Consider the following 20,250-nt stretch of genomic DNA (forward strand, 5'->3'; position numbering starts at 1 on the left):
TGATAAAGGCCAGAACTAGGGAAACCATAAGCCGGGCGCAGGGGGAAGGCCAGATCGACGGCGGCTGTCACCCCATGTGGGTGAGGTGTCCGCATGTGGGTGAGGTGACCGCAGCCCCGCCCGCTCAAGCCGGACGGTAGACGGCGATCGCCGGGGCGTCGCCGGCGTCGTGCGTCTCGCGGGTGGCCGCCCAGGTCCGACCGTCGTGTTCGAGGGTCGGCGGCAGGTCCCCGCGCACCAGGATCCGGATCGCGGGGGCGTCCCCGTCGACCAGGTCGACGCCGTGGGATTCGGGTTCGGCAGGCGTGCCGTCGGTGGTGTCCTTCACGAAGTCGCTCATGCACCCAGCCAACACGGACACGCCCGGTTCTGGCAGGGAGTCGGGCCGAACACGCAGAGACGGGTATGGTGGACCCTGCGCGACCGACAGGACGCGCGATGCGGATGTGGCGCAGTGGTAGCGCATCACCTTGCCAAGGTGAGGGTCGCGAGTTCGAATCTCGTCATCCGCTCGGGAATCGCCGGCTCCACCCGGCCCCCCGGAAACCCCGACCTCGGTCGGGGTTTTCTGGTTCCGGGACGAGCGACACCGCCCGTCAGAGCGTCACCGCTCGGACCCCCGGAAGCCCGATCAGTCGTCGGGAACCGACGAGGACGACCGTCACCAGCACCGTGCCGCATCCGCTGCACCGCGCGACGGAGCCCATCGCACTCCGGTGCGCTCTCGCCACACCGAGTGCGTCGGAGGAACCGCACCCTGCACACCGGAGCCTTGCGGTCGTCGGGTCCGGTCCGAGGACGTCCGCCAGATCACCGGCGAGGGCGTTGCCGTCGAGGATCGTCATCCGTTCCCTCCGAAGCGCTCTGCCCGGACGTCCCCGGTGTCGTGCCCCAGCTCGCCGAGCCACCGCAGGACCTGTTCCACGAAGGGTGTCGATCCGCAGACGTACACGAGCGCACCCCCATCCGGTGGGAGGACCGCTGCGCCGAGTGCGTCCCGCGTGAGACGACCGACCGGCACCGGGGATCCGTCGGGCGCACGGCGGCTGTACACGATCGTCACCTCGAGGGGAGCGGGCCCGTTCGCCGCATCCGCCAGCTCAGATCGGAAGAAGACGTCCTCGGGGGTCCGTACGGCGTAGAGCAGCCGGAACGGGGCGGGATCGGCGGCCTCCGCGTGCGCGGACACCATCGCGACGAGTGGGACGATCCCGGATCCGCCCGCGATGAGCTGGACCGGACGCGACGCCGAGGACGGCGACGCGCCCGGGCGCCAGACGAACCACCCGCCGAGCGGGCCGTGCACCTCGAGCGCGTCACCGACCTCGACGGCGTCGACGAGGAACGGAGACACCTCGCCGTCGTCGACACGATCCACCGCCAGCGTCACGCGGGTGCCTGATCCACTGGACGCGATGGAGTACGAGCGGGTGGCCTGGTACCCGTCCTCGGCGGTGAGCCGGAGGTCGAGGTGCTGTCCGGCGTCGTTGCCCGGCCAGGTCGGGACGTCGAGGATGATCCGGCGGGCCGTCGGCGTCTCCGCTCGGACGGCCGCGACCGTCGCGTCGTGCCAGGCCGGCCGTCTGCGGTTCGCTGGCGGCGCGACCGTGCCGACCCGTGCCTCCAGTCCGCTCACCAGTACCGCTCTTCCTTCCACGGGTCGCCGTGCAGGTGGTAGCCCGCGTTCTCCCAGAACCCGGGCTCGTCGTCGGCCTGCATGACGATCCCGCGCACCCACTTCGCGCTCTTCCAGAAGTACAGGTGCGGGACGAGCAGCCGCGCCGGCCCGCCGTGCTCGGCCTCGAGTGGCGCGCCGTCCGCCTCGAAGGCGATCCAGGCCTGTCCGTCGAGGAGCTCGTCGAGCGGCACGTTGGTCGTGTAGCCGCCGACGCTGTGCACCATGCAGAAGTCCAGGGACGTCTCGACCTGCTCGAACAACCGGTCGAGCGGGACGCCGCGCCACGGCATCGCGAGCTTGGACCAGTGCGTGACGCAGTGGATGTCGACGGTGACGTCCTCGACCCCGAGCGCGTGCACCTCGTCCCACGTCCATTCGTGCAGCGCGGTCTCGGTCCGGATCGAGAAGGTCCAGTCCGTGGGGGAGACGTCTGGTGTGTCCCCGGCGGACAGGACGGGCCAGTCGCGCACCAGGGTCTGACCGGGTGGCAACCGATCGTCTTCGTCACGTCGTCGTCCGCCGAACCCGCGTGTGAAGGTCGCCATCGGTGCTCCTCGTCTCGAGACGATCCTGGCCCTGATCCGGCGGCGCTGTGTAACGGGTTCGTAAACGTTCGGCTGCTCCCCTGACCCGGCTGCATCCGCGGCGCTGCGCGGAAACCCTGGTCGCAGAGGCGGCGGTCGGCGGCACCACGCGGTTGGCGGGGCCGCGGATTCCCTCTATCGTTCACCGGAACGATTACCAGGAGGGGTCACCCCGAATGCCACCCATCGTCCAACCCGAAGACGGCCGCACCCCGGCGGACCGTCGCCCGAGCCGCCGCGCGCTCCTCACCGGCGCCGCCGGTCTCGCCGGCCTCGGTCTGCTCACCCTGACCGGATGCAGCTCCGGTGCGAGCGCCGGAACGGGCAGCATCCCCGAGCAGGCCGCGACCGGCACCGCCCGGCGCGGCGGCCGTCTCCGCATCGCCCGCCCCGCCGCATCCGCCGCCGAGACCCTCGACTCCGCGAGCTCCCTCTCCGCGTACGAGTACCTCGGCGCGCTCTACAACCGGCTCGTGAAGCTCGACGAGTCGGGGGAGACCGTGCCCGACCTCGCGCGGGAATGGTCCGCGAACGCCGACGGCACCGTGTGGACGTTCCACCTCCGCCAGGGTGTCCGGTTCCACGACGGGTCCCGGTTCGGCGCGGACGACGCGATCGCCAGCATCCGACACATCCTCGACGAGAAGACCGGGTCCCCGCAGGCCGGCGTGCTCGGCGAGGTGATGGACGCGAACTCGATGCGCGCGGTCGACCGGTACACGCTGCGCTTCGAGCTGACGAAGCCGAACGCCGAGTTCCCGTCGCTCCTGACCGCCTACCAGTGCTACATCGTCCCGGCCTCGGCCGTTGGGACGATCGGCAGCACCGGGATCGGGACCGGGCCCTTCAAGCTGTCCTCGTTCACGCCGGCCGGAGCCGGCAGTGTCGAGGCGTTCGACGACCACTTCGCGGGTCGTCCGGCACTCGACGGGATCGACTTCTTCTCGATCCAGGACACCACGGCCCGGGTGAACGCACTGCTCGCCGGACAGATCGACCTCATCTCGCAGACGAACCTCGACTTCGCCACCGCCCGGGTGGTCGCGGCATCGGACCGGGCGACGGTCGCGCGCTCCGTGAACGCGCAGTGGTACACGATCCCGATGCTCGCGACGAGCGACGAGTTCCGTGACCCAACGGTGCGCCAGGCGATGAAGCTCGCCTACGACCCGAAGCGGATCGTCGAGACGGCGCTGCAGGGCACCGGTTCGCCCGGCTGGGACAACCCGGTCCCGCCACAGCTCGCCGCCTTCCTCGACGAACCGCGCGAGTACGACCCCGAGAAGGCCAGGAGCCTGCTGCAGCGGGCCGACCGGGAGGGACTGCGCGCGTCGATCTACACGTCCAGCTACGAGTCGGTCTTCACGCCCCTCGCGGTCGCGTACCGGGACCAGGTCAAGGACGCCGGCATCGACCTGACGGTCCGGAACGCCTCGTCGGACTCTTACTACACACAGATCTGGATGCAGAAGCCGCTGATGGTGAGCTACTGGTTCACCGGCCGGCCGATCGACCAGCTGCTCAACCAGATCTTCCGATCGGGCTCGTCCTACAACGAGAGCGCGTGGTCGAACGGGTCGTTCGACAAGCTCCTCGACGAGGCGCGTGCCGAGATGGACGACGCCAAGCGGAAGACCCTGTACCAGGACGCCCAGCGACTCGTCGTGGCCGACGGTGCCGACATGACCCCGATGTTCGGCGACCGCCTGGTGGGGTTGTCCCGCGACGTCGTGAACTACTCGGAGTTCGGCTTCGAGTTCGACTACCTCCGGATCGGACTGCGCCGATGAACGTCCTCCTCCCCGTCCTCCGCCGGGTCGGCATCGCCGTCCTCACGGTGGTCCTCGCCTCGCTGTTCGTGTTCCTCGCCGTGCAGGCGCTCCCGGGTGACGTCGCGCAGCAGCTGCTCGGGCAGAACGCCACGCCCGACGCGGTCAAGCAGCTCCGCGAGTCGCTCGGTCTCGACCAGAACGTGTGGCTCCGCTACGGGCAGTGGCTCGTCGGCGCCGCGCACGGCGACTTCGGCACCTCGCTCGTCAGCGGGGAGCCCGTCGCGCCGACCCTGTTGACGGCGTTCCGGAACAGCATGCTCATCGCGGTCCCGGCGATGCTCGTCGGGGTCACGCTGTCCCTGACGCTCGGGGTCGTCGCCGGCGTTCGCCGCGGCCGCCCGACCGACCGGGTCATCTCGATCGTCAGCCTCGTGGTGATGAGCGTCCCGGAGTTCATGGTCGCGACCGTGCTCGTGCTGCTCTTCGCGATCGGTATCCCGCTCTTCCCGGCCGTCGTCCTGCGCGGCAGCGACGCCACCGTGGCCGAGCTGCTGCCGACGATCTGGCTCCCGATCATCGTGCTCACCCTCGCGATGGCCGCGTACATCGTCCGCACCGCGCGGTCCTCGACGATCGACGTGATGGCGTCCGAGTTCGTCACGACCGCCGAGCTCAAGGGCCTGACGATGCGCCGGGTGGTGTGGAAGCACGCGGTCCCGAGCGCGCTGCTGCCGACGCTCAACGTCGTCGCGCTGAACGTGGCGTGGCTCCTCGGCGGGGTGGTCGTCGTGGAGAACGTCTTCAACTACCCGGGCATGGGCAAGCTCATGCTCGAGTCGGTGTTCAACCGGGACCTGCCCACGATCGAGGCGATCGCGCTCCTCAGTGCCCTCATCTACGTCGTCTGCAACCTCGCAGCCGACCTGGTCGCGCTCGCGCTCGACCCGAAGCTCCGCACGCGGCAGCGGCGGACGCGGATCCGGCCGACGACCGGGCGCCGCTCGTCCACCGGCACCGAGCGCACCGAACGGAAGGCCACCGCATGACCGCCATCGCCCCGCGCTCGCGCAGCGTGATCGGTGCCGCCGTCGCGCCGCTCCGCAGCTCCACGGCACTCGCCATCGGCCTCGGGCTGATCGCGCTGCACCTCGTGCTCGCGGTGCTGGCACCCGTCATCGGCGTGCACGACCCCGTCGCGACCGACTCGACGAACGTGCTCGCCGGACCGGAGTGGACGCACTGGCTCGGCACCGACCAGTACGGCCGCGACATCCTGTCCCGCACGCTGAACGGTGGCAGGTACGCCCTGCTGGTCACGTTCCTCGCGACGACGATCGCGGTCGCCGTCGGCACGTTCCTCGGCGCCGTCACCGCGTACGCGGACAACTGGTTCGACGAGGTCGTCATGCGGGTCGTGGATGCGCTGCTCAGCGTGCCGTCGATCCTGGCGCTCCTCGTCGTGGTCACGGTCTTCGACGCCGGTCTCTGGGTGATCGTGCTCGCCGTGACGATCGTCTACGCCCCAGCCGTCACCCGCGTGGTCCGCGGGGCCGCACGCACCGTGATCACGCAGGACTACGTCACCGCGGCCCGCGCCCGCGGCGAGAAGCCCCTGTCGATCGTGTTCCGCGAGATCCTGCCGAACGTCCTCGACGTCGTGCTCGTCGAGTACGCGATGCGGGCGTCGTGGATCGTGCTCCTCGTGGCGTCGCTGTCCTTCCTCGGGTTCGGAGCGAACCCACCGACGCCCGACTGGGGGCTCATGGTGCAGGAGAACCGCACCGCACTGACCGTCGTGCCGCTCGGCACGCTGGCGCCGATCGTGGCACTGGCGACGCTCGTGATCGGCCTCAACCTCGCTGCGGACGGACTGAGCAAGTCGCTCGGGGTCGACCGCGCAACGCAGGGAGCGACGAGCGCATGACCGTCATCGACACGACCACCACGCAGGCCGTCCGCGTCGACGACCTCGCCATCTCCTACGCCGCCGGTCGTACCTGGGTCCCGGTCGTCCGGGGCGTCTCGTTCACGATCGACGCCGGCCGGACGCTCGGTCTCGTGGGGGAGTCCGGCAGCGGCAAGTCCACCGTCGCCAGGACGCTCCTCGCCCACCTCCGCACCGGATCGACCATCGTCGGCGGGACGGTCACGGTCGCCGAGCAGGACGTCTTCGCCCTGTCGCCCGCCGAGACCAGGGCGCTCCGCGGCGGCACCGCGTCCGTCGTCGCGCAGAACGCGGGCCAGGCGCTGACCCCGTCGATGCGGATCGGGGAGCAGATCCGCGAGGCCCTCCGTGCCCACGGCGAGCCGGACGGCCCGGAGCGGGTCGCCGAACTGGTCCGGCTCGTGCGGCTGCCCGACCCGGACACCATCGTCCGTCGGTACCCGCACCAGCTCTCGGGCGGCCAGCAGCAGCGCGTCGCCATCGCCATGGCCGTCGCGGCCAGGCCGCGCGTGCTCGTCCTCGACGAGCCGACCACCGCGCTCGACGTGGTCACGCAGGCGGCGGTCCTCGACCTCGTCGCCGACCTCGGCCGGGAGCTCGGGATGGCCGTCCTCCTCGTCAGCCACGACCTCGGGGTGGTGTCGGCCATGGCCGACGAGATCGCCGTGATGCGGCACGGCGAGATCGTCGAGCACCGCGCGACCGCCGACCTCTTCGCCGACCCGCAGCACGAGTACACGCGGGCCCTGTTGGCCGCGGTGCCGAACGGGACCATCACGGCCGGGAGCAGCACGGCCGGGACACTGCCTGGAGGCGCGGGTCCAGACGGTCTGGAGGCGACCGTCCCGGGGACGGTCGGCTCCACTGCCACGCCCACCGTGCCTCCCGTCCGTCCCGTCGTGACCGCACAGGACCTGGTGGTCAGGTACGGGCGCGGCCTGCCGGCCGCGGTCGACGGCGTCTCCTTCGAGATCGCGGCGCACGAGACCCTCGCCGTCGTCGGCGAGTCCGGGAGCGGCAAGTCGACGCTCGCAACCGCACTGGCCGGGCTGGTGCCCGCCGAGTCCGGCAGCTTCGACTACACCGACGACACGGTGACGGGTGACCTCCGCGAGCCCGTCGCCGCCCGGTCCGCCGCGCTCCGCCGCGCCGTGCAGCTGGTGTTCCAGAACGCCGACACCTCGCTCAACCCGCGTCGGACCGTCGGTGCCGCGATCGCCAGACCGCTCCGGCTCTTCACCGGCTCGTCCTCACGCCAGCGCGTCGCCGAGCTCCTCACGCAGGTCGGCCTCGGACCGGAGTTCGCGAACCGCCTGCCGGCACAGCTGTCCGGCGGCCAGCGGCAGCGCGTGGGCATCGCACGGGCCCTCGCCGCCGGGCCGCGACTCGTGATCGCCGACGAGATCACCACCGCGCTCGACGTGCAGGTCCAGGCCGGCATCCTGTCGCTGCTGGCCGACCTGCAGCGCGAGAACGGCCTGAGCTGCCTGTTCATCAGCCACGACCTCGCCGTCGTGCGGGGTGTCGCCGACCGCGTCGCGGTGATGACCGGCGGCCGCATCGTCGAGATCGGCCCGACCGAACGGGTGTTCACCGGCCCGAACCACCCGTACACGAGCACGCTGCTCGCGGCCACGCTCGAGCCGGGCGTGACGACGCTGCCCGAGGTCGACGACGGTGTGCAGCGCTGGCGGCACGTCGACGGCTGGACCGACCACGGGGACGGACACCGGATCAGGAACTGGGAGGACGCATGACGGACGGGCTGACGGCGATCGGGGTGCCGACCGGACTACCGGAGGGGGTCACCGTCCGCGACGAGTGGATCCCGATGCCGGACGGCGTGCGGCTGCACACCAGGATCTGGGCACCCGCGGGCGCGTCCGCCGATGCCCGTGTGCCGGTGCTGCTGGAGTACCTGCCCTACCGGCTCGACGACTGGACGGCGCCGCGGGACTCCGAGCGGCACCCCTGGTACGCGGCGCACGGGTACGCCTCGGTGCGCGTCGACATCCGCGGGACCGGGTCGTCGGACGGGTTCTTCGACGACGAGTACAGCGAGCAGGAGCTGCGCGACGGCGAAGCCGTGATCGCGTGGCTCGCCGCGCAGGAGTGGTCGACCGGTGCGGTCGGGATGTTCGGCATCTCGTGGGGCGGGTTCAACGCCCTGCAGCTCGCGGCCAGGGCGCCGGCGGCGCTCAAGGCCGTCGTCACGGTGTGCTCGACGGACGACCGCTACGACAACGACGTGCACTACGTCGGCGGCGCGGTGCTCGGGATCGACATGGCCGCGTGGGGCGCGACGATGTTCGCGTTCAACTCCCGTCCGCCGCGGCCCGAGGTCGTCGGGTCGTCGTGGGTCGCGCGCTGGAAGGAGCGGCTCGACGCGAACCGGCCGATGACGCCGGTGTGGCTGTCGCACCAGTCCCGTGACGACTACTGGCGGCACGGCAGCGCGGCGGAGGACTACGGGAAGATCGGCGCAGCGGTCCTCGCCGTCGGCGGCTGGGCAGACCCGTACCGGGACGCCGTCCTGCGCCTGGTCGAGCACGTCGACGCCCCGGTCAAGGGGCTCGTCGGGCCGTGGTCGCACCAGTACCCGGACCGCGGGCTCGCGCCGGGACCGTCGATCGGGTTCCTGCAGGAGACCCTGCGATGGTGGGACCGGTGGCTCAAGGGCGTCGACACCGGGGTCGAGGCCGATCCGGCGCTGCGTGCGTGGATCAACGACCCGGAACCGCCCGCGACGTACCACGCGTCGCGCACCGGGCGGTGGGTCGGGGCGACGTCGTGGCCATCGACCGCGACCGAGGCCGTGTCGCACACGCTCGACACCCTGCGCGGCGGACGTGACGGCGACGTCGTGGTCTCCTCCCCGCAAGAGACCGGCACGGACGCCGGACGGTTCTTCCCGTTCGGCAACGCGACCGACCTGCCGCCGGACCAGCGAGCCGAGGACGGCCGCTCGGCGTGCTTCGACCTGCTCGTCGACGAGTCGTTCGACCTGCTCGGCAACGTCCTCGTCGACCTCGCCGTCACGAGCGACGAGCCCAGGGCCACGGTCACCGTGCGGCTGTGCGATGTGGCCCCTGACGGCAGCTCGACGCTCGTCACCCGTGGTGTGCTGAACGCCGCCCGCCGGCACGGCATGGACCGGACCGACCCGCTCGCGCCGGGGGTACCCACCGTGCTGCCCGTCCGACTGGTGTCCACCGGGCACCGCTTCGTCACCGGACACCGACTCCGGATCGCCGTGTCGACGTCGTACTGGCCGTGGGTGTGGCCGCACGGGACCGCAGCGACCCTCGTGCTCGATCCGTCGGAGAGCTCGGTGACCCTCCCGGTGTGGACCCGGTCGGACGACGACGACATCCGCTTCGAGGCGCCCGAGCGGTCGACCCCGCTCGCGATCACCCGGGTGGAACCGAGCGACCCGCTCCCGCAGCGCACCGTCACCCACGACGTGGAGACCCGGACGTGGACGCTCGACGTCGACCCCGGGTACGGCGGCGGCCGGGTATACCCGGACGGGCTGGTGTTCAGCGAGGACGCGCGCGAGACCTACCGGATCCGTTCGGACGACCCGACGTCGGCCACCGCGGACTCCCGCTGGGTGATCGGTCTGACGCACACCGACTGGGCCGCGCGCCTCGAGACGACGTCGCACGTGACCGCGGACGCCGAGTCGTTCCACCTCGTCAACACCGTCCGCGCGTGGGCACGGGACGGAGCGGCCGGGACCGAGGAGCAGCTCGTCGCCGAGCACACGTTCCGTGACGAGGTGCCGAGGACGTCCGCGTGAGCGCCGAGCAGCAGGCACCGGACCCGGCGCAGCCGAAGCCACGGGCGCGCCAGCGACCCGAGGTCCGTCGCGCGATGATCGTCCTCGCCGCGCGCAGCGTCATCGTCCGCAACGGTCTCGGCGCGACCGGGCTCCGTGACATCGCGGCGGAGGCAGGTGTCTCCGTCGGGACCGTGACCTACCACTTCGGGAGCGTCGCGGAGATCCTGAACGAGGTCGTCGTGCTCGAGACCGAGCGCTTCTACGGGGCGATCGTCGCCGCCGTCGACGCGGAACCCGATCCGGCGACGGCGCTGCGGATGCTCGTCGAGCCGTTGTTCGACGACAGCGAGGAGGTCCGGCAGCACTGGCGGATCTGGTCCGACTACTGGACCGCGGTCGCACGTCGTCCAGAGGTGGCCGAGGAGTACGCGGAGCGCATCCGTGTCTGGGAGGCCTGCCTGGTCCGCGTGATCCGCCGCGGGGTCGACACGGGGACGTTCGACGTGGCCTCGGACGGCATCGACCCCTCGGTCGTCGCGCTCAAGCTCGCCGCCTACAGCGACGGCGTGGCGACGCAGATCGCCCAGAACGCCCCAGGGCTGACCAACGCGGTGGCACTGACCTGGATGTGGGAGTTCCTCGCACAGCACCTCGGGGTTGTACTGAGGTAAGGCTTCCCTTACCGTTGTGTCCATGGCCAGGACCCGTCGACAGCCCAGCGAGCGCATCCTCATCGCGGGGAGCTCCGACGACCTCGTCGAGATCCACCGCCTGTTGCTCGACCTCCCCGAGAACGCGTACGGCCAGGTCTTCGTCGAGGTCGCCCTCGACGAGCAGGTCCGCATCCTCCCGGCGCCCCCGCGCGTGACCGTCACCTGGCTGGTCCGGAGCGCCCGTGCGTCCGCTGTCGCCCCGCTCGTCTTCGCCGACCACGGGGAGGCCCTGGCAGCGGCCGTCATCGGCTGGGCGGCCGAGTGGTGCGTCGCCGACTGCGAGCCGCGGACGACGGTCTGGATCGGCTGCGCGGACAGTCCGTGGGTCGAGCAGGCCCGCGCGGCGGTGCAGCTCGAACTGACCGACGCTGGCCAGCAGGTCCAGGTGGAGTACGGCGGGTAAGGTCAGCCTGTGCTTCCTTGCGCCGTTCAAGAAAGCGGAGCAGGGTTGTTCCATCGGCACGACCGGAGCGCGAGCTCCGTTCGCGCTCACGAGGTAGGAGGAAGCAGCACATGACCACGAGCACGACCACCCCGAACACCACGTCCCCGTTCTCGACGACGCCGGAGCTCGCAGCCGGTGTCGCACAGTTCCTCGCGCCGGTCGTCATCGACCTCGAGGCCCTCGTCGTCAACGGCAAGCAGGCGCACTGGCACGTGCGCGGCCGGAACTTCGTCGGTGTCCACGAGCTCCTCGACGACATCGTCGCCCACGCGCAGGAGTACGCCGACCTCGCCGCGGAGCGCATCGTCGCCCTCGGCCTGCCGGTCGACTCGCGCATCGCGACCGTCGCCGCGAACACCACGATCCCGGCGCTGTCCGAGGGCTTCCAGAACTCCGACGTCACCATCACCGAGGTGATCGCCGACATCGACGCGGCGCTCGCGCAGGTCCGTCGCGCGGTCGAGGGACTCGACGAGGTCGACCTGAACAGCCAGGACGTCGTCATCGAGATCGAGCGCGGACTGACCAAGGACCGCTGGTTCCTGCAGGCGCACCTCGCCGCCTGAGACCAGCGATCTCCTGGACAGGAGGCTCGGTGCCAGCTGGCACCGGGCCTCCTGTCATGCGTGTGGCCCCGTCCCGTTCACGCACCGGACCCCGCCGGTTCACCCGCCTGTACCCCCGTACAGCCATCCTCGGATGGCACCCGTTCGGGGCACATGACGAGGGGAACCGACATGGAACAGCACACACCGAAGCGCCGTCGGCGCGCGGCACTCGCGATCGGCGCCGTCGTCGTCGCCGGCGCGATCGCGCTTCCCGGCACCGCCGAGGCCGTCAACCAACTGGCACTCAACCAGCACGGCGGCGCGCAACGGGCAGCAGGCGACCAGACGCAGGCCGTCCGGCAGGCGATCAAGAACGCGAACGCGAAGAACGTCATCCTGCTCATCGGCGACGGGATGGGTGACTCCGAGATCACGGTCGCGCGCAACTACGAGTACGGCGCCGCCGGTCGTCTGCCCGGGCTCGACGCGCTCCCGCTGACCGGTTCGTACACGACGTACTCGCTCGTGAAGGACGGCGCGGACAAGGGCAAGCCCGACTACGTGACCGACTCGGCGGCATCCGGGAGCGCGTGGGCGACCGGCACCAAGACCTACGACGGCGCGATCTCGGTCGACATCGACGGTGCACCGCAGCAGACCCTCCTGGAGCTGGCGAAGGCGAACGGCCTGCGGACCGGCAACGTGTCGACGGCGGAGATCCAGGACGCCACCCCTGCCGTGCAGGTCGCCCACGTCGGCGCGCGGAGCTGCTACGGACCGGACACCGCGTCGTGCGGGTCGGACGCGCTGCAGAACGGCGGGCTCGGATCGATCAGCGAGCAGCTGCTGAACGCCCGCCCCGACGTCACGCTCGGCGGTGGCTCGGCGAGCTTCACCCAGACCGCCAAGGCCGGGCAGTACGCGGGGAAGACGCTCTTCGACCAGGCAGGTGCGCGCGGCTACCAGGTCGTCGACGACGCCGCGGGGCTCGCCGCTGTGCGCAAGGCCGACCAGAAGCAGCCGGTGCTCGGCCTCTTCACGCCGGGCAACTTCCCGACCCGGTACGCGCCGACCACGGCCACGGTGGGCGGAGCCGACCGGGCAGCGGTGCGCTGCACGCCGAACCCGGCTCGCCTCGACACCGGCCTCTCGCTGCAGTCGCTGACGAACAAGTCGATCGGGCTGCTGAACCGCGGCGCGTCGAACGGCGAGGGCTTCTTCCTGCAGGTCGAGGGCGCGAGCATCGACAAGCAGGACCACGCCGCCGACGCGTGCGGCCAGATCGGCGAGACGATCGACTTCGACGAGGCGGTGCAGGCCGCGCTCGCGTTCGCCCAGAAGGACGGCAACACCCTCGTCATCGCGACGGCGGACCACGCGCACTCGAGCCAGATCGTCGACAACACCCCGCCGGCCTCGCTGTCCACCGCGCTCGTCACGGCCGACGGCACGACGATGAAGGTCTCCTACGGCACGGCGGGCGCCGGTGCGTCGCAGCAGCACACCGGCACGCAGGTCCGGATCGCGGCCTTCGGTCCCGGTGCAGCGAACGTCGTCGGACTCACCGACCAGACGGACACGTTCTTCACGATCTCCGACGGGCTCCGGTTGAACGGCGACCTGGCGGCGCTGAGCCGCGGTGCGCGGATCGACCTCTCCGTCGGTGCGCCACGACCGAACCAGCGGGTCGTGCTGACGGGCAGCCGGTTCGCCGGTGACCGCCAGGTGCGGGTCACCGTCGGGTCGACCGACCTGGGCACGGTGGACGTCATCGACGGGACCGCAACGGTCGCCTGGAAGGCGACGAAGGGGTCCTCGACCGTGACGTTCACGGGCGCGCAGTCCGGGAAGCAGGCGTCGAAGCAGGTCCGCGTGCGCTGATCCTGCGATGCGCATGGTCCGGCCTGGCCGGTGTCCGCTCAGGCGGGACCGACCAGGCCGGACTCGTACGCCAGGACCACCGCGTGCACCCGGTCGCGGAGCTGCAGCTTCGCGAGGATCCGGCCCACGTGGGTCTTCACCGTCTGCTCGGCGATGTACAGGTCGCCGGCGATCTCGGTGTTCGACCGGCCGCGGGCGACGAGCATGAAGACGTCGCGCTCGCGGTCCGTGAGCACGTCGAGCACGTGCTCACGAGGTGTCGACGGCGGGGGAGCGGCGACGAAGGCCTCGACGAGGTGCCGGGTGACCCGCGGTGCGAGCAGTGCGTCGCCGGCGGCAACGGTGCGGACCGCCCCGACGAGCTCGTCGGCGCTGGCGTCCTTCAGGAGGAAGCCGCTCGCGCCGGCCCGAAGCGCGTCGAAGACGTAGTCGTCGATGTCGAACGTCGTGAGCATCAGGACCCGGACCGGGGCGTCGGTCGCGGCCGACAGCAGGCGGCGGGTCGCCTCGATGCCGTCGAGTTCGGGCATGCGGACGTCCATCAGCACCACGTCCGGCTGCAACCGGATGCCGAGCGAGACCGCTTCTGCGCCGTCGCCTGCCTCGGCGACCACCTCGACGTCGTCCTGGGCCTGCAGGATGGCGCGGAGTCCCATCCGGAACATCTGCTGGTCGTCGACCACCATCACGCGGATCATCGGGTCCCCCCGTCGGTGTGCATCTGGTCGTCGCTGTGCATCTGGTCGTCGGTGTGCATCTGGTCGTCGGTGTGCAGTGGGAGGTCCGCGACGACCCGGAACCCGCCGTCGGTCGTGGGACCGTGGTCGATCGTGCCGCCGACGGCGGTGACTCGCTCACGCATGCCGGCGAGGCCGAAGCCGCCATCGTCCGGCGGAGCCGGCGGGACGCCCTGGACGTCGGGAGCGGCGTTGGTGACCGTGACCCGGAGACGCGAGCCGTGCCTCCCGACCGTCACGACGGTGGACGCGCCGGACGCGTGCCGGGCGACGTTGCCGAGCGCCTCCTGCACGACCCGGTACGCGGTCAGCTCGGTGAGCCGGCCGACCCCGCTGTCGTCGCCGACGTCGAGCGTCACCGGGATGCCGGCCGCACGCGTCGCGGTGACGAGCGTCGGCAGGTCGACGAGCCGCGGCTGCGGCGCGCGTTCTGCATCCTCGTCGCCGCGGAGCGTGCCGAGCAGCTGACGCATCTCGCGGAGTGCCGTGCGCGACGTCTCCGCGATGGCCGCGAACTCGGCTCGTGCGCCGTCCGGCAGGTCGGTGACCCGGTACGGGGCGGACTCGGCCTGCATGTGCACGACGGACATGCTGTGCGCGACGACGTCGTGCAGCTCACGGGCGATGCGTGCGCGCTCCTCGACCGCGCGACGGCGGGCCTGTTCGGTGTCGGCGTCGCGGCGTGCTGCCTCGAGCTCGGCACGGATCGACCGCCGTTGCCCGATCACGACCGCGGCCGCGGAGAGGATGAGCGTGTCGCCGGCGGACACGACGAAGCTCGCGGTCCAGACGTCGGCCTGGTCCCATCGGCCGGGGGAGACGGCGACGAGGACGAGCGGGACGACGGTCGCCGCGGCCCAGACGACCGCGGTGAGGCGCCAGCTGGTGCGCACGCCCAGGACGACGAGCAGCACGCTCAGGCCGATGATGCCCGTGACGGGAACGGGCCACGGGCCGGCTGACGACCCGGCGGTGAGCAACCCGAGCGCTCCGAGTGCGGCCAGGTGCGCGACGGCGGCAGTGCGCGGCGCCCACGGTGCGATGCCGATCGTGATGCTGAGGACCGCGGACACGAGCAACGACAGCGGGACGGGGACGCCGTAGACGACGGAGGTGACGGGCGCGGCGACGGCGAACAGGGAGCCGGCGACGACCACCAGGCCGATGCGCATCGCGAGCACCTGCCAGGTGGATCGGGGTGCTGGGGTCACGGGCGGACGGTCTCTCCGGTGGTGCCGTGGGCGGTCGCGCGGGTCGCGCGTCTGCGGCCGAGCCTACCGATCACGCGGTCGACGACGACACCGAGCAGCACGGCGATCGCCATCGACACGCCGGCTGCGACGAGCGGTTCGTGCAGCACGCTCGACGTCGCGAGGGCGATGCCGATGGAGGTCGCCGACCAGGCGAAGCCGGCGATCGTGCTGATCGCGAGGAACCGCCGGTAGGGCAAGCGTGTCGCCCCGGCGGTCGTGTTGACGGCCACCCGGCCGACCGGGATGTAGCGTCCGACCAGGATCAGGCTGGCGGAGCGCCGCTGCATCTGGCGCTGTGCGAAGGCGAACGCCGAGGCGACCTTCGGCCGACGTGCGTCCGCGAGCCGCGCGAGACCGACGCGCCTGCCGATCCAGTAGGCGATCGAGTCGCCCGCGACGGCGCCCAGCGCCGCGGCGACGAGGACCCCGGCGAGCAGCGGGCTGCCGGTCGTGGCCGCGACGGCGGCGATCGCGACGAGGGCGGCCTCGCTGGGGACCGGGGGGAAGAACCCGTCCACCAGGCACAGGGCGAACAGCACGACGAACACGAGCGGGCTGGCGGCGAGGTCCACCACGAGCGGGGTGAGCTGGTCGAACACGGCGGGCTCCTGTCCGTCGGCGACGCTCGCCGACGGTGTCGACGCTACGGAGCCGTCGGTGCCCTGCCATCCCACTGCGGGGCCCACCGCCCCCTACCCTGGTATGACTTCCGCGGTCGGTTCAGTCGGTCTCGCCCGTGGCGGTCTCCCGGATCCGTCGGACGACCGCACTCGTGGAGTGCTCCGGGACGTAGTCGACCATCACGACCTCGCCGCCGTAGCCGCGGACGACCTCGGTCTCGCGCAGCATCTCCGGCGAGTAGTCGCCGCCCTTGACGTAGACGTCCGGACGGACCCGGTCGAGGAGCGGGATCGGGGTGTCCGTCGCGAAGACGGTCACGAGGTCGACGCAGGCGAGGGCGGCGAGGACGCCTGCGCGGTCCTCAGCGGTGTTGATCGGCCGCTCCGGGCCCTTCAGCCGCCGCACCGAGTCGTCGTCGTTGAGCGCCACGACGAGCAGGTCACCGAGTTCCTTCGCCTGTCGCAGGTAGGTCGTGTGGCCACGGTGGACGACGTCGAAACAGCCGTTCGTGAACACGACCCGCTTTCCCTGCTCGCGGGCGAGTCCGACCGCGGCGGCGAGTTCGTCGTGGTCGACGACGGTCTCCGCTGGCGCCTCGACAGAAGTGAGGAGGGCGGCGGTGTCACAGGTGGAGGTCCCGGCCTCGCGGACGACGACGTCCGCAGCGGCCTGCGCGAACGTCACCGCCGCCCGGGCGTCGCAACCGGCGGCGAGGGCGACGCTCGCCGCGGCGCAGAACGTGTCCCCGGCCCCGGACGCCTGCTGCTCGGACGCCGGCGTGGCGCGGGTGCGGTGCCCAGTGGTGTCACCCGCCGCGAGGAGGACCGATCCGTCGCGGTCGAGGGTGACGGCGGCGGCGCGCGCTCCGGTCACCCGGAGCACGTCCGCGCGGGCGGCGGTCACGGAGCCGGCGCGATCGGCCCCCTGGCCGAGGTCGGATCCCAGGAGCGCCGCGGTCTCCGCCGCGTTCGGCGTGACGAGGTCCGGGTGCAGGTCGTGCCAGCCCCGGAGGTCGTGCGCGTCCACGACGACGACAGCGGGGCGATCGCGGTCCAGCACGGGCAGGACGGTCTCGGGAGAGACCCCGAGACCGTAGTCGCAGACGATCGCGGCGTCGGCACCGTGCAACGCGCGTGCGGTCGCGGTGGCGAGCTGCTCGCGGTGGGCGGTGGTCGGCGCCGCGGCGAGTTCGTCGACCCGGACGACGACGCGGTCGCCCCCGACGACGCGCGTCTTCGTGGTCGTGGTCGCGCCGGGGACGGAGAGGAGGTGCGTCGTGTCCACCCCGGCGACGTCGAGGCGCCCGCGGAGGACCGAGCCGGCCTCGTCGTCGCCGATGATCCCGACGAAGACCACGCGGGCACCGAGCGCCCGGGCGTTCACGGCGGTGTTGGCGGCACCGCCGGGGACCGCGATCGTCTCGGTGACGCGGACGACCGGTGCCGGCGCCTCGCGCGAGACGCGCTCCGCCTCGCCGATCGTCCAGCGGTCGAGGATCGGGTCGCCGATCACGACGACGAGGGGATCGCGGTCGTCGATCCGGGCGACGACGTCGCGGATGAGCCGGACGTCGGCGGTCACCGGTCGTACCCCTCGGCTGCGGCGGTGTCGGCGGGCCGCTCGTCGGCGAGGTGTTCATCGGCGGGGCGCTCGTCGGCGCGGGTGACGCGCGGGGCAGGTTCGAGGTGGACCACCGTCGTCGTGGTCATCTCGTCCAGCAGGTGCGGACCGTAGCCGAACCCGGATCCGGACGCCCCGCGCGGCTCGGCACTGCCACCGGGTGCTCCGCCGAAGACCGCGTTGATCTTCACGGTCCCGACGGGGAGGGTCGCGGCGGCGAGCAGGGCGTTGCCGGTGTCGGGCGTGAGCACGGTCGCCGCGAGGCCGTACCGGTCGGCGGCGGCGAGGCGGAGACCCTCGGCGAAGCTGTCGACGACGCGCACCGGCGCGATCGGTCCGAACGTCTCCTCGGTCATGGCGAGCGCGTCGTCGGGCACGTCGGTCAGCACGGTGGCCGGGTAGGAGGAGCCGGCACCGTCCGGCACCACGCCGCCGGTCCTGACGGTCGCACCACGACGAACCGCGTCGTCGACGTGCTGCTGGACGAGCACGCGGAGTCGTTCGTCGACCAGGGGACCGAACTCGGACGCGGGGGCGGCCGTGCGGGCGTCCGCCTCGGAGACGAGCGCGGCGACGAACGCCTCGGCGACGTCCAGGTGGACGTAGATGCGCTCGACGCTGGTGCAGATCTGGCCGGTGTTCGCGAACGCCCCGAGCGCTGCCTGCGCGGCGGCCCACGTCGGATCGACGCCGGCGTCGACCACGAGCGCGTCGTTGCCGCCGTTCTCGCGGATCACGTGGGCGCGCGTGGTGGCGGCGACCGCGGTGAGCCGGTCCCCGGTCGCGGTGGACCCGACGTGCGCGTAGACCGCGATGCCGTCCTCGGCGAGCAGCGCCTCGCCGGTCGTCGCATCGCCGTCGACCCCGACGAGGACACCGTCGGGCAGGACCTCGGCGAGGAGCGCGTTCAGACGCTGGATCGTGGCCGGGCACCGCTCGCTGCCCTTGTGCACGACCGTGTTGCCGGTGACGACCGCGGCGCCGACGATGCCGAGCGCGACGGCGACGGGGTCGTTCCACGGGGTGAGGGCGAGGACGACGCCGCGGGGATGCGGCACGGTCCAGTCCGCCGCGCCGTGCTGTCCCCGCAGGGACTCGCCGCGGTGCAACGGACCGAGCTCCGCGTACTGGAGCAGGGTGCCGATGCCGGCCTGCACGCCGCCGAGCGCATCGCCGGGGACCTTGCCCGTCTCGCGGGTGTTCAGTTCGGCGAGCTCGACGGCGTGTCCGCGGAGGTGCTCGGCGGCATCGCGGAGCAGCGCACCACGGTCGGCAGGGGCGGTCCTCGACCAGGCCGGGAACGCCGCGCGTGCCCTGGCGACCGCGTCCCGGACCTCGTCGGGGGTCGCCGCGGTGGTCGTCGACGCGACCGATCCGGTCACGGGGTCGAGGACGACGATCCGGTCGGTCGTGGTGGGGGCTTCGAGCGTCATGCGGGTCCTTCCAGGGACGCGGACGGTGCGGGTCTCCGACGCTCCGCCCCGGTTCCTGGGCGCGGTCACGGCAACGCGTTCCGTGGCTGACCGGACGTGTTCTCGGAGTGCCGTCGGTAGACAGGGGCATCGACGAACGGGAGGCACTCGGTGCGCATCGGTGACGGCGGACGACGGTTCGGTGGGGTCCGCGAGATCGCGGTGCTCCGTGGCGGGGGACTCGGTGACCTGATGTTCGCGATGCCCGCGATCGATGCGCTGGCCGCCGCCTACCCCGATGCGCGTGTGACGCTCCTCGGCACGCCGGCCGCTGCGGAGCTGCTCGTCGGCCGGACCGCATCGGTGCACGCGTTCGAGGAACTCCCCGTCTCCCCGGGCGTGCGCGACCGCGGCGTGGACGCCCCGTCCCTCGAGGACTTCGACCACCGGCTCCGCGGCCGGTTCGACCTCGCCGTGCAGCTGCACGGTGGCGGCCGCAACTCGAACCCGTTCCTGCTCCGGCTCGGGGCGCGGCACACCGTCGGCACCGCGACCGAGGACGCTGAGATCCTCGAGCGCTGGGTCCGGTACGTCTACTACCAGCACGAGGTGCTCAGGGGACTCGAGGTGGTCGCACTCGCCGGGGCCGAACCGGTCACACTCGATCCGCGCCTGACGGTGTCGGAGGACGAGCGGCAGGCGGTCAGGTCGCGGCTGGGGGTGGCCGGGACGCTCGTGGCGATGCACCCAGGCGCGACGGACCCGCGGCGCCGCTGGAGCCCCGACCGGTTCGCCGCCGTCGCCTCGGCGCGGATCGACGCCGGCGACGACGTGGTCCTCGTCGGGGACCACTCCGACCGTGCAGCGGCCGATGCGATCGTGGCGGCGGTGGGCACGGACCGTGCATCCCGGCTGCACGACCTCGTCGGCACGCTGCCGCTCCGGGAACTGCCTGCGGTGCTGGCTGCTGCCGACGTCATGGTGGGCGACGACTCCGGTCCCCGGCACCTCGCCGTGGCGGTCGGCACGCGGACGGTTGGCGTGTTCTGGTTCGGCAACGTCATCAACGCCGGGCCGTTGGACCGCGGCCGACACCGGGTGCTCATGGCGTTCGTCACCCGGTGCCCGGTCTGCGGGGTCGACGTGACCCAGGTGGGCTGGACCGCCGATCGATGCGAGCACGACCCGTCCTACGTCGACGAGGTCACGCCCGAGCAGGTCCTCACCGAAGTGGAGGACCTGCTCTGGACACGCTGA

General features: G+C 72.0%; 19 protein-coding genes and 1 tRNA gene. 11 read left to right on the forward strand and 9 right to left on the reverse strand.

Going from position 1 to position 20,250, the window contains the following annotated elements:
* Positions 1–124 precede the first annotated feature (124 nt).
* Positions 125–340, reverse strand: coding sequence for a hypothetical protein (locus AAEP80_RS12215; protein WP_420364614.1), 216 nt, complete (start codon positions 338–340; stop codon positions 125–127).
* A 100-nt stretch (positions 341–440) separates the two neighbouring features.
* Between AAEP80_RS12215 and AAEP80_RS12220 the strand changes: the two genes are divergently transcribed.
* A tRNA-Gly gene (locus AAEP80_RS12220) sits at positions 441–512 on the forward strand.
* 84 nt (positions 513–596) lie between these two features.
* On the opposite strand, the gene AAEP80_RS12225 is transcribed toward AAEP80_RS12220, so the two are convergent.
* Genes AAEP80_RS12225 through AAEP80_RS12235 form a run of 3 tightly spaced genes read right to left on the reverse strand, consistent with a single transcriptional unit; the run spans position 597 to position 2,223 of the window.
* Complete coding sequence (locus AAEP80_RS12225) at positions 597–845, reverse strand: DUF6510 family protein (RefSeq protein ID WP_420364615.1); 249 nt, start codon at positions 843–845, stop codon at positions 597–599.
* A complete protein-coding gene (locus AAEP80_RS12230; protein WP_420364616.1) occupies positions 842–1,636 on the reverse strand; it encodes a ferredoxin reductase in 795 nt (264 codons plus the stop codon). The genes AAEP80_RS12225 and AAEP80_RS12230 overlap by 4 nt, the downstream gene beginning before the upstream one ends.
* Positions 1,633–2,223 carry a molybdopterin-dependent oxidoreductase gene (locus AAEP80_RS12235; RefSeq protein ID WP_281264512.1) on the reverse strand — a complete coding sequence of 197 codons (591 nt, stop codon included), beginning with the start codon at positions 2,221–2,223 and terminating at the stop codon, positions 1,633–1,635. Before AAEP80_RS12235 ends, AAEP80_RS12230 begins: the two co-directional genes overlap by 4 nt.
* A gap of 215 nt (positions 2,224–2,438) precedes the next feature.
* Between AAEP80_RS12235 and AAEP80_RS12240 the strand changes: the two genes are divergently transcribed.
* The 9 genes from AAEP80_RS12240 (at position 2,439) to phoA (ending at position 13,350) form a co-directional block, all read left to right on the forward strand.
* Positions 2,439–4,052 (forward strand): ABC transporter substrate-binding protein, encoded by a 1,614-nt coding sequence (locus AAEP80_RS12240; protein WP_420364617.1) that lies wholly within the window; start codon positions 2,439–2,441, stop codon positions 4,050–4,052.
* Positions 4,049–5,080 carry an ABC transporter permease gene (locus tag AAEP80_RS12245; RefSeq protein WP_420364618.1) on the forward strand — a complete coding sequence of 344 codons (1,032 nt, stop codon included), beginning with the start codon at positions 4,049–4,051 and terminating at the stop codon, positions 5,078–5,080. The genes AAEP80_RS12240 and AAEP80_RS12245 overlap by 4 nt, the downstream gene beginning before the upstream one ends.
* A complete protein-coding gene (locus AAEP80_RS12250) occupies positions 5,077–5,958 on the forward strand; it encodes an ABC transporter permease (RefSeq protein ID WP_413601960.1) in 882 nt (293 codons plus the stop codon). The genes AAEP80_RS12245 and AAEP80_RS12250 overlap by 4 nt, the downstream gene beginning before the upstream one ends.
* Positions 5,955–7,736: a dipeptide ABC transporter ATP-binding protein gene (locus tag AAEP80_RS12255; protein ID WP_420364619.1), complete on the forward strand. Its 1,782-nt coding sequence runs from the start codon at positions 5,955–5,957 to the stop codon at positions 7,734–7,736. Before AAEP80_RS12250 ends, AAEP80_RS12255 begins: the two co-directional genes overlap by 4 nt.
* On the forward strand, positions 7,733–9,781 hold the full coding sequence (locus tag AAEP80_RS12260) for a CocE/NonD family hydrolase (protein ID WP_420364620.1): 2,049 nt from the start codon (positions 7,733–7,735) through the stop codon (positions 9,779–9,781). The genes AAEP80_RS12255 and AAEP80_RS12260 overlap by 4 nt, the downstream gene beginning before the upstream one ends.
* Positions 9,778–10,434 (forward strand): TetR/AcrR family transcriptional regulator, encoded by a 657-nt coding sequence (locus AAEP80_RS12265; RefSeq protein ID WP_420364621.1) that lies wholly within the window; start codon positions 9,778–9,780, stop codon positions 10,432–10,434. Before AAEP80_RS12260 ends, AAEP80_RS12265 begins: the two co-directional genes overlap by 4 nt.
* A 22-nt stretch (positions 10,435–10,456) precedes the next feature.
* On the forward strand, positions 10,457–10,879 hold the full coding sequence (locus tag AAEP80_RS12270; protein ID WP_420364622.1) for an SIP domain-containing protein: 423 nt from the start codon (positions 10,457–10,459) through the stop codon (positions 10,877–10,879).
* Between the two features lie 110 nt (positions 10,880–10,989).
* Positions 10,990–11,487: a Dps family protein gene (locus AAEP80_RS12275; RefSeq protein WP_281264520.1), complete on the forward strand. Its 498-nt coding sequence runs from the start codon at positions 10,990–10,992 to the stop codon at positions 11,485–11,487.
* A gap of 171 nt (positions 11,488–11,658) precedes the next feature.
* Positions 11,659–13,350, forward strand: coding sequence for an alkaline phosphatase (gene phoA, locus AAEP80_RS12280; protein ID WP_420364623.1), 1,692 nt, complete (start codon positions 11,659–11,661; stop codon positions 13,348–13,350).
* A gap of 38 nt (positions 13,351–13,388) precedes the next feature.
* Here phoA and AAEP80_RS12285 read toward each other — a convergent pair whose 3' ends face one another.
* From AAEP80_RS12285 to AAEP80_RS12305, 5 genes are read right to left on the reverse strand one after another with little or no spacing between them, the layout of a single operon-like run.
* Positions 13,389–14,048, reverse strand: coding sequence for a response regulator (locus tag AAEP80_RS12285; protein WP_420364624.1), 660 nt, complete (start codon positions 14,046–14,048; stop codon positions 13,389–13,391).
* Positions 14,045–15,298: a sensor histidine kinase gene (locus AAEP80_RS12290; RefSeq protein WP_420364625.1), complete on the reverse strand. Its 1,254-nt coding sequence runs from the start codon at positions 15,296–15,298 to the stop codon at positions 14,045–14,047. The genes AAEP80_RS12285 and AAEP80_RS12290 overlap by 4 nt, the downstream gene beginning before the upstream one ends.
* Positions 15,295–16,026 carry a DedA family protein gene (locus tag AAEP80_RS12295; protein ID WP_420364626.1) on the reverse strand — a complete coding sequence of 244 codons (732 nt, stop codon included), beginning with the start codon at positions 16,024–16,026 and terminating at the stop codon, positions 15,295–15,297. The genes AAEP80_RS12290 and AAEP80_RS12295 overlap by 4 nt, the downstream gene beginning before the upstream one ends.
* A 34-nt stretch (positions 16,027–16,060) precedes the next feature.
* Positions 16,061–17,542 (reverse strand): D-glycero-beta-D-manno-heptose 1-phosphate adenylyltransferase, encoded by a 1,482-nt coding sequence (rfaE2, locus tag AAEP80_RS12300; RefSeq protein WP_420364627.1) that lies wholly within the window; start codon positions 17,540–17,542, stop codon positions 16,061–16,063.
* Complete coding sequence (locus AAEP80_RS12305) at positions 17,539–19,014, reverse strand: aldehyde dehydrogenase family protein (RefSeq protein WP_420364628.1); 1,476 nt, start codon at positions 19,012–19,014, stop codon at positions 17,539–17,541. Before AAEP80_RS12305 ends, rfaE2 begins: the two co-directional genes overlap by 4 nt.
* 150 nt (positions 19,015–19,164) lie before the next feature.
* Between AAEP80_RS12305 and AAEP80_RS12310 the strand changes: the two genes are divergently transcribed.
* Complete coding sequence (locus AAEP80_RS12310) at positions 19,165–20,250, forward strand: glycosyltransferase family 9 protein (protein WP_420364629.1); 1,086 nt, start codon at positions 19,165–19,167, stop codon at positions 20,248–20,250.

Origin of the sequence: Curtobacterium sp. L3-7, from assembly GCF_048756585.1 — a bacterium.
Lineage (GTDB): Bacteria > Actinomycetota > Actinomycetes > Actinomycetales > Microbacteriaceae > Curtobacterium.

Coding starts and splice junctions, on each gene's coding strand:
- AAEP80_RS12215 (WP_420364614.1), bottom strand. CDS start 340: ATGAGCGACTTCGTGAAGGACACCACCGACGGCACGCCTGCCGAACCC.
- AAEP80_RS12225 (WP_420364615.1), bottom strand. CDS start 845: ATGACGATCCTCGACGGCAACGCCCTCGCCGGTGATCTGGCGGACGTC.
- AAEP80_RS12235 (WP_281264512.1), bottom strand. CDS start 2,223: ATGGCGACCTTCACACGCGGGTTCGGCGGACGACGACGTGACGAAGAC.
- AAEP80_RS12240 (WP_420364617.1), top strand. CDS start 2,439: ATGCCACCCATCGTCCAACCCGAAGACGGCCGCACCCCGGCGGACCGT.
- AAEP80_RS12245 (WP_420364618.1), top strand. CDS start 4,049: ATGAACGTCCTCCTCCCCGTCCTCCGCCGGGTCGGCATCGCCGTCCTC.
- AAEP80_RS12250 (WP_413601960.1), top strand. CDS start 5,077: ATGACCGCCATCGCCCCGCGCTCGCGCAGCGTGATCGGTGCCGCCGTC.
- AAEP80_RS12255 (WP_420364619.1), top strand. CDS start 5,955: ATGACCGTCATCGACACGACCACCACGCAGGCCGTCCGCGTCGACGAC.
- AAEP80_RS12260 (WP_420364620.1), top strand. CDS start 7,733: ATGACGGACGGGCTGACGGCGATCGGGGTGCCGACCGGACTACCGGAG.
- AAEP80_RS12270 (WP_420364622.1), top strand. CDS start 10,457: ATGGCCAGGACCCGTCGACAGCCCAGCGAGCGCATCCTCATCGCGGGG.
- AAEP80_RS12275 (WP_281264520.1), top strand. CDS start 10,990: ATGACCACGAGCACGACCACCCCGAACACCACGTCCCCGTTCTCGACG.
- phoA (WP_420364623.1), top strand. CDS start 11,659: ATGGAACAGCACACACCGAAGCGCCGTCGGCGCGCGGCACTCGCGATC.
- AAEP80_RS12285 (WP_420364624.1), bottom strand. CDS start 14,048: ATGATCCGCGTGATGGTGGTCGACGACCAGCAGATGTTCCGGATGGGA.
- AAEP80_RS12305 (WP_420364628.1), bottom strand. CDS start 19,014: ATGACGCTCGAAGCCCCCACCACGACCGACCGGATCGTCGTCCTCGAC.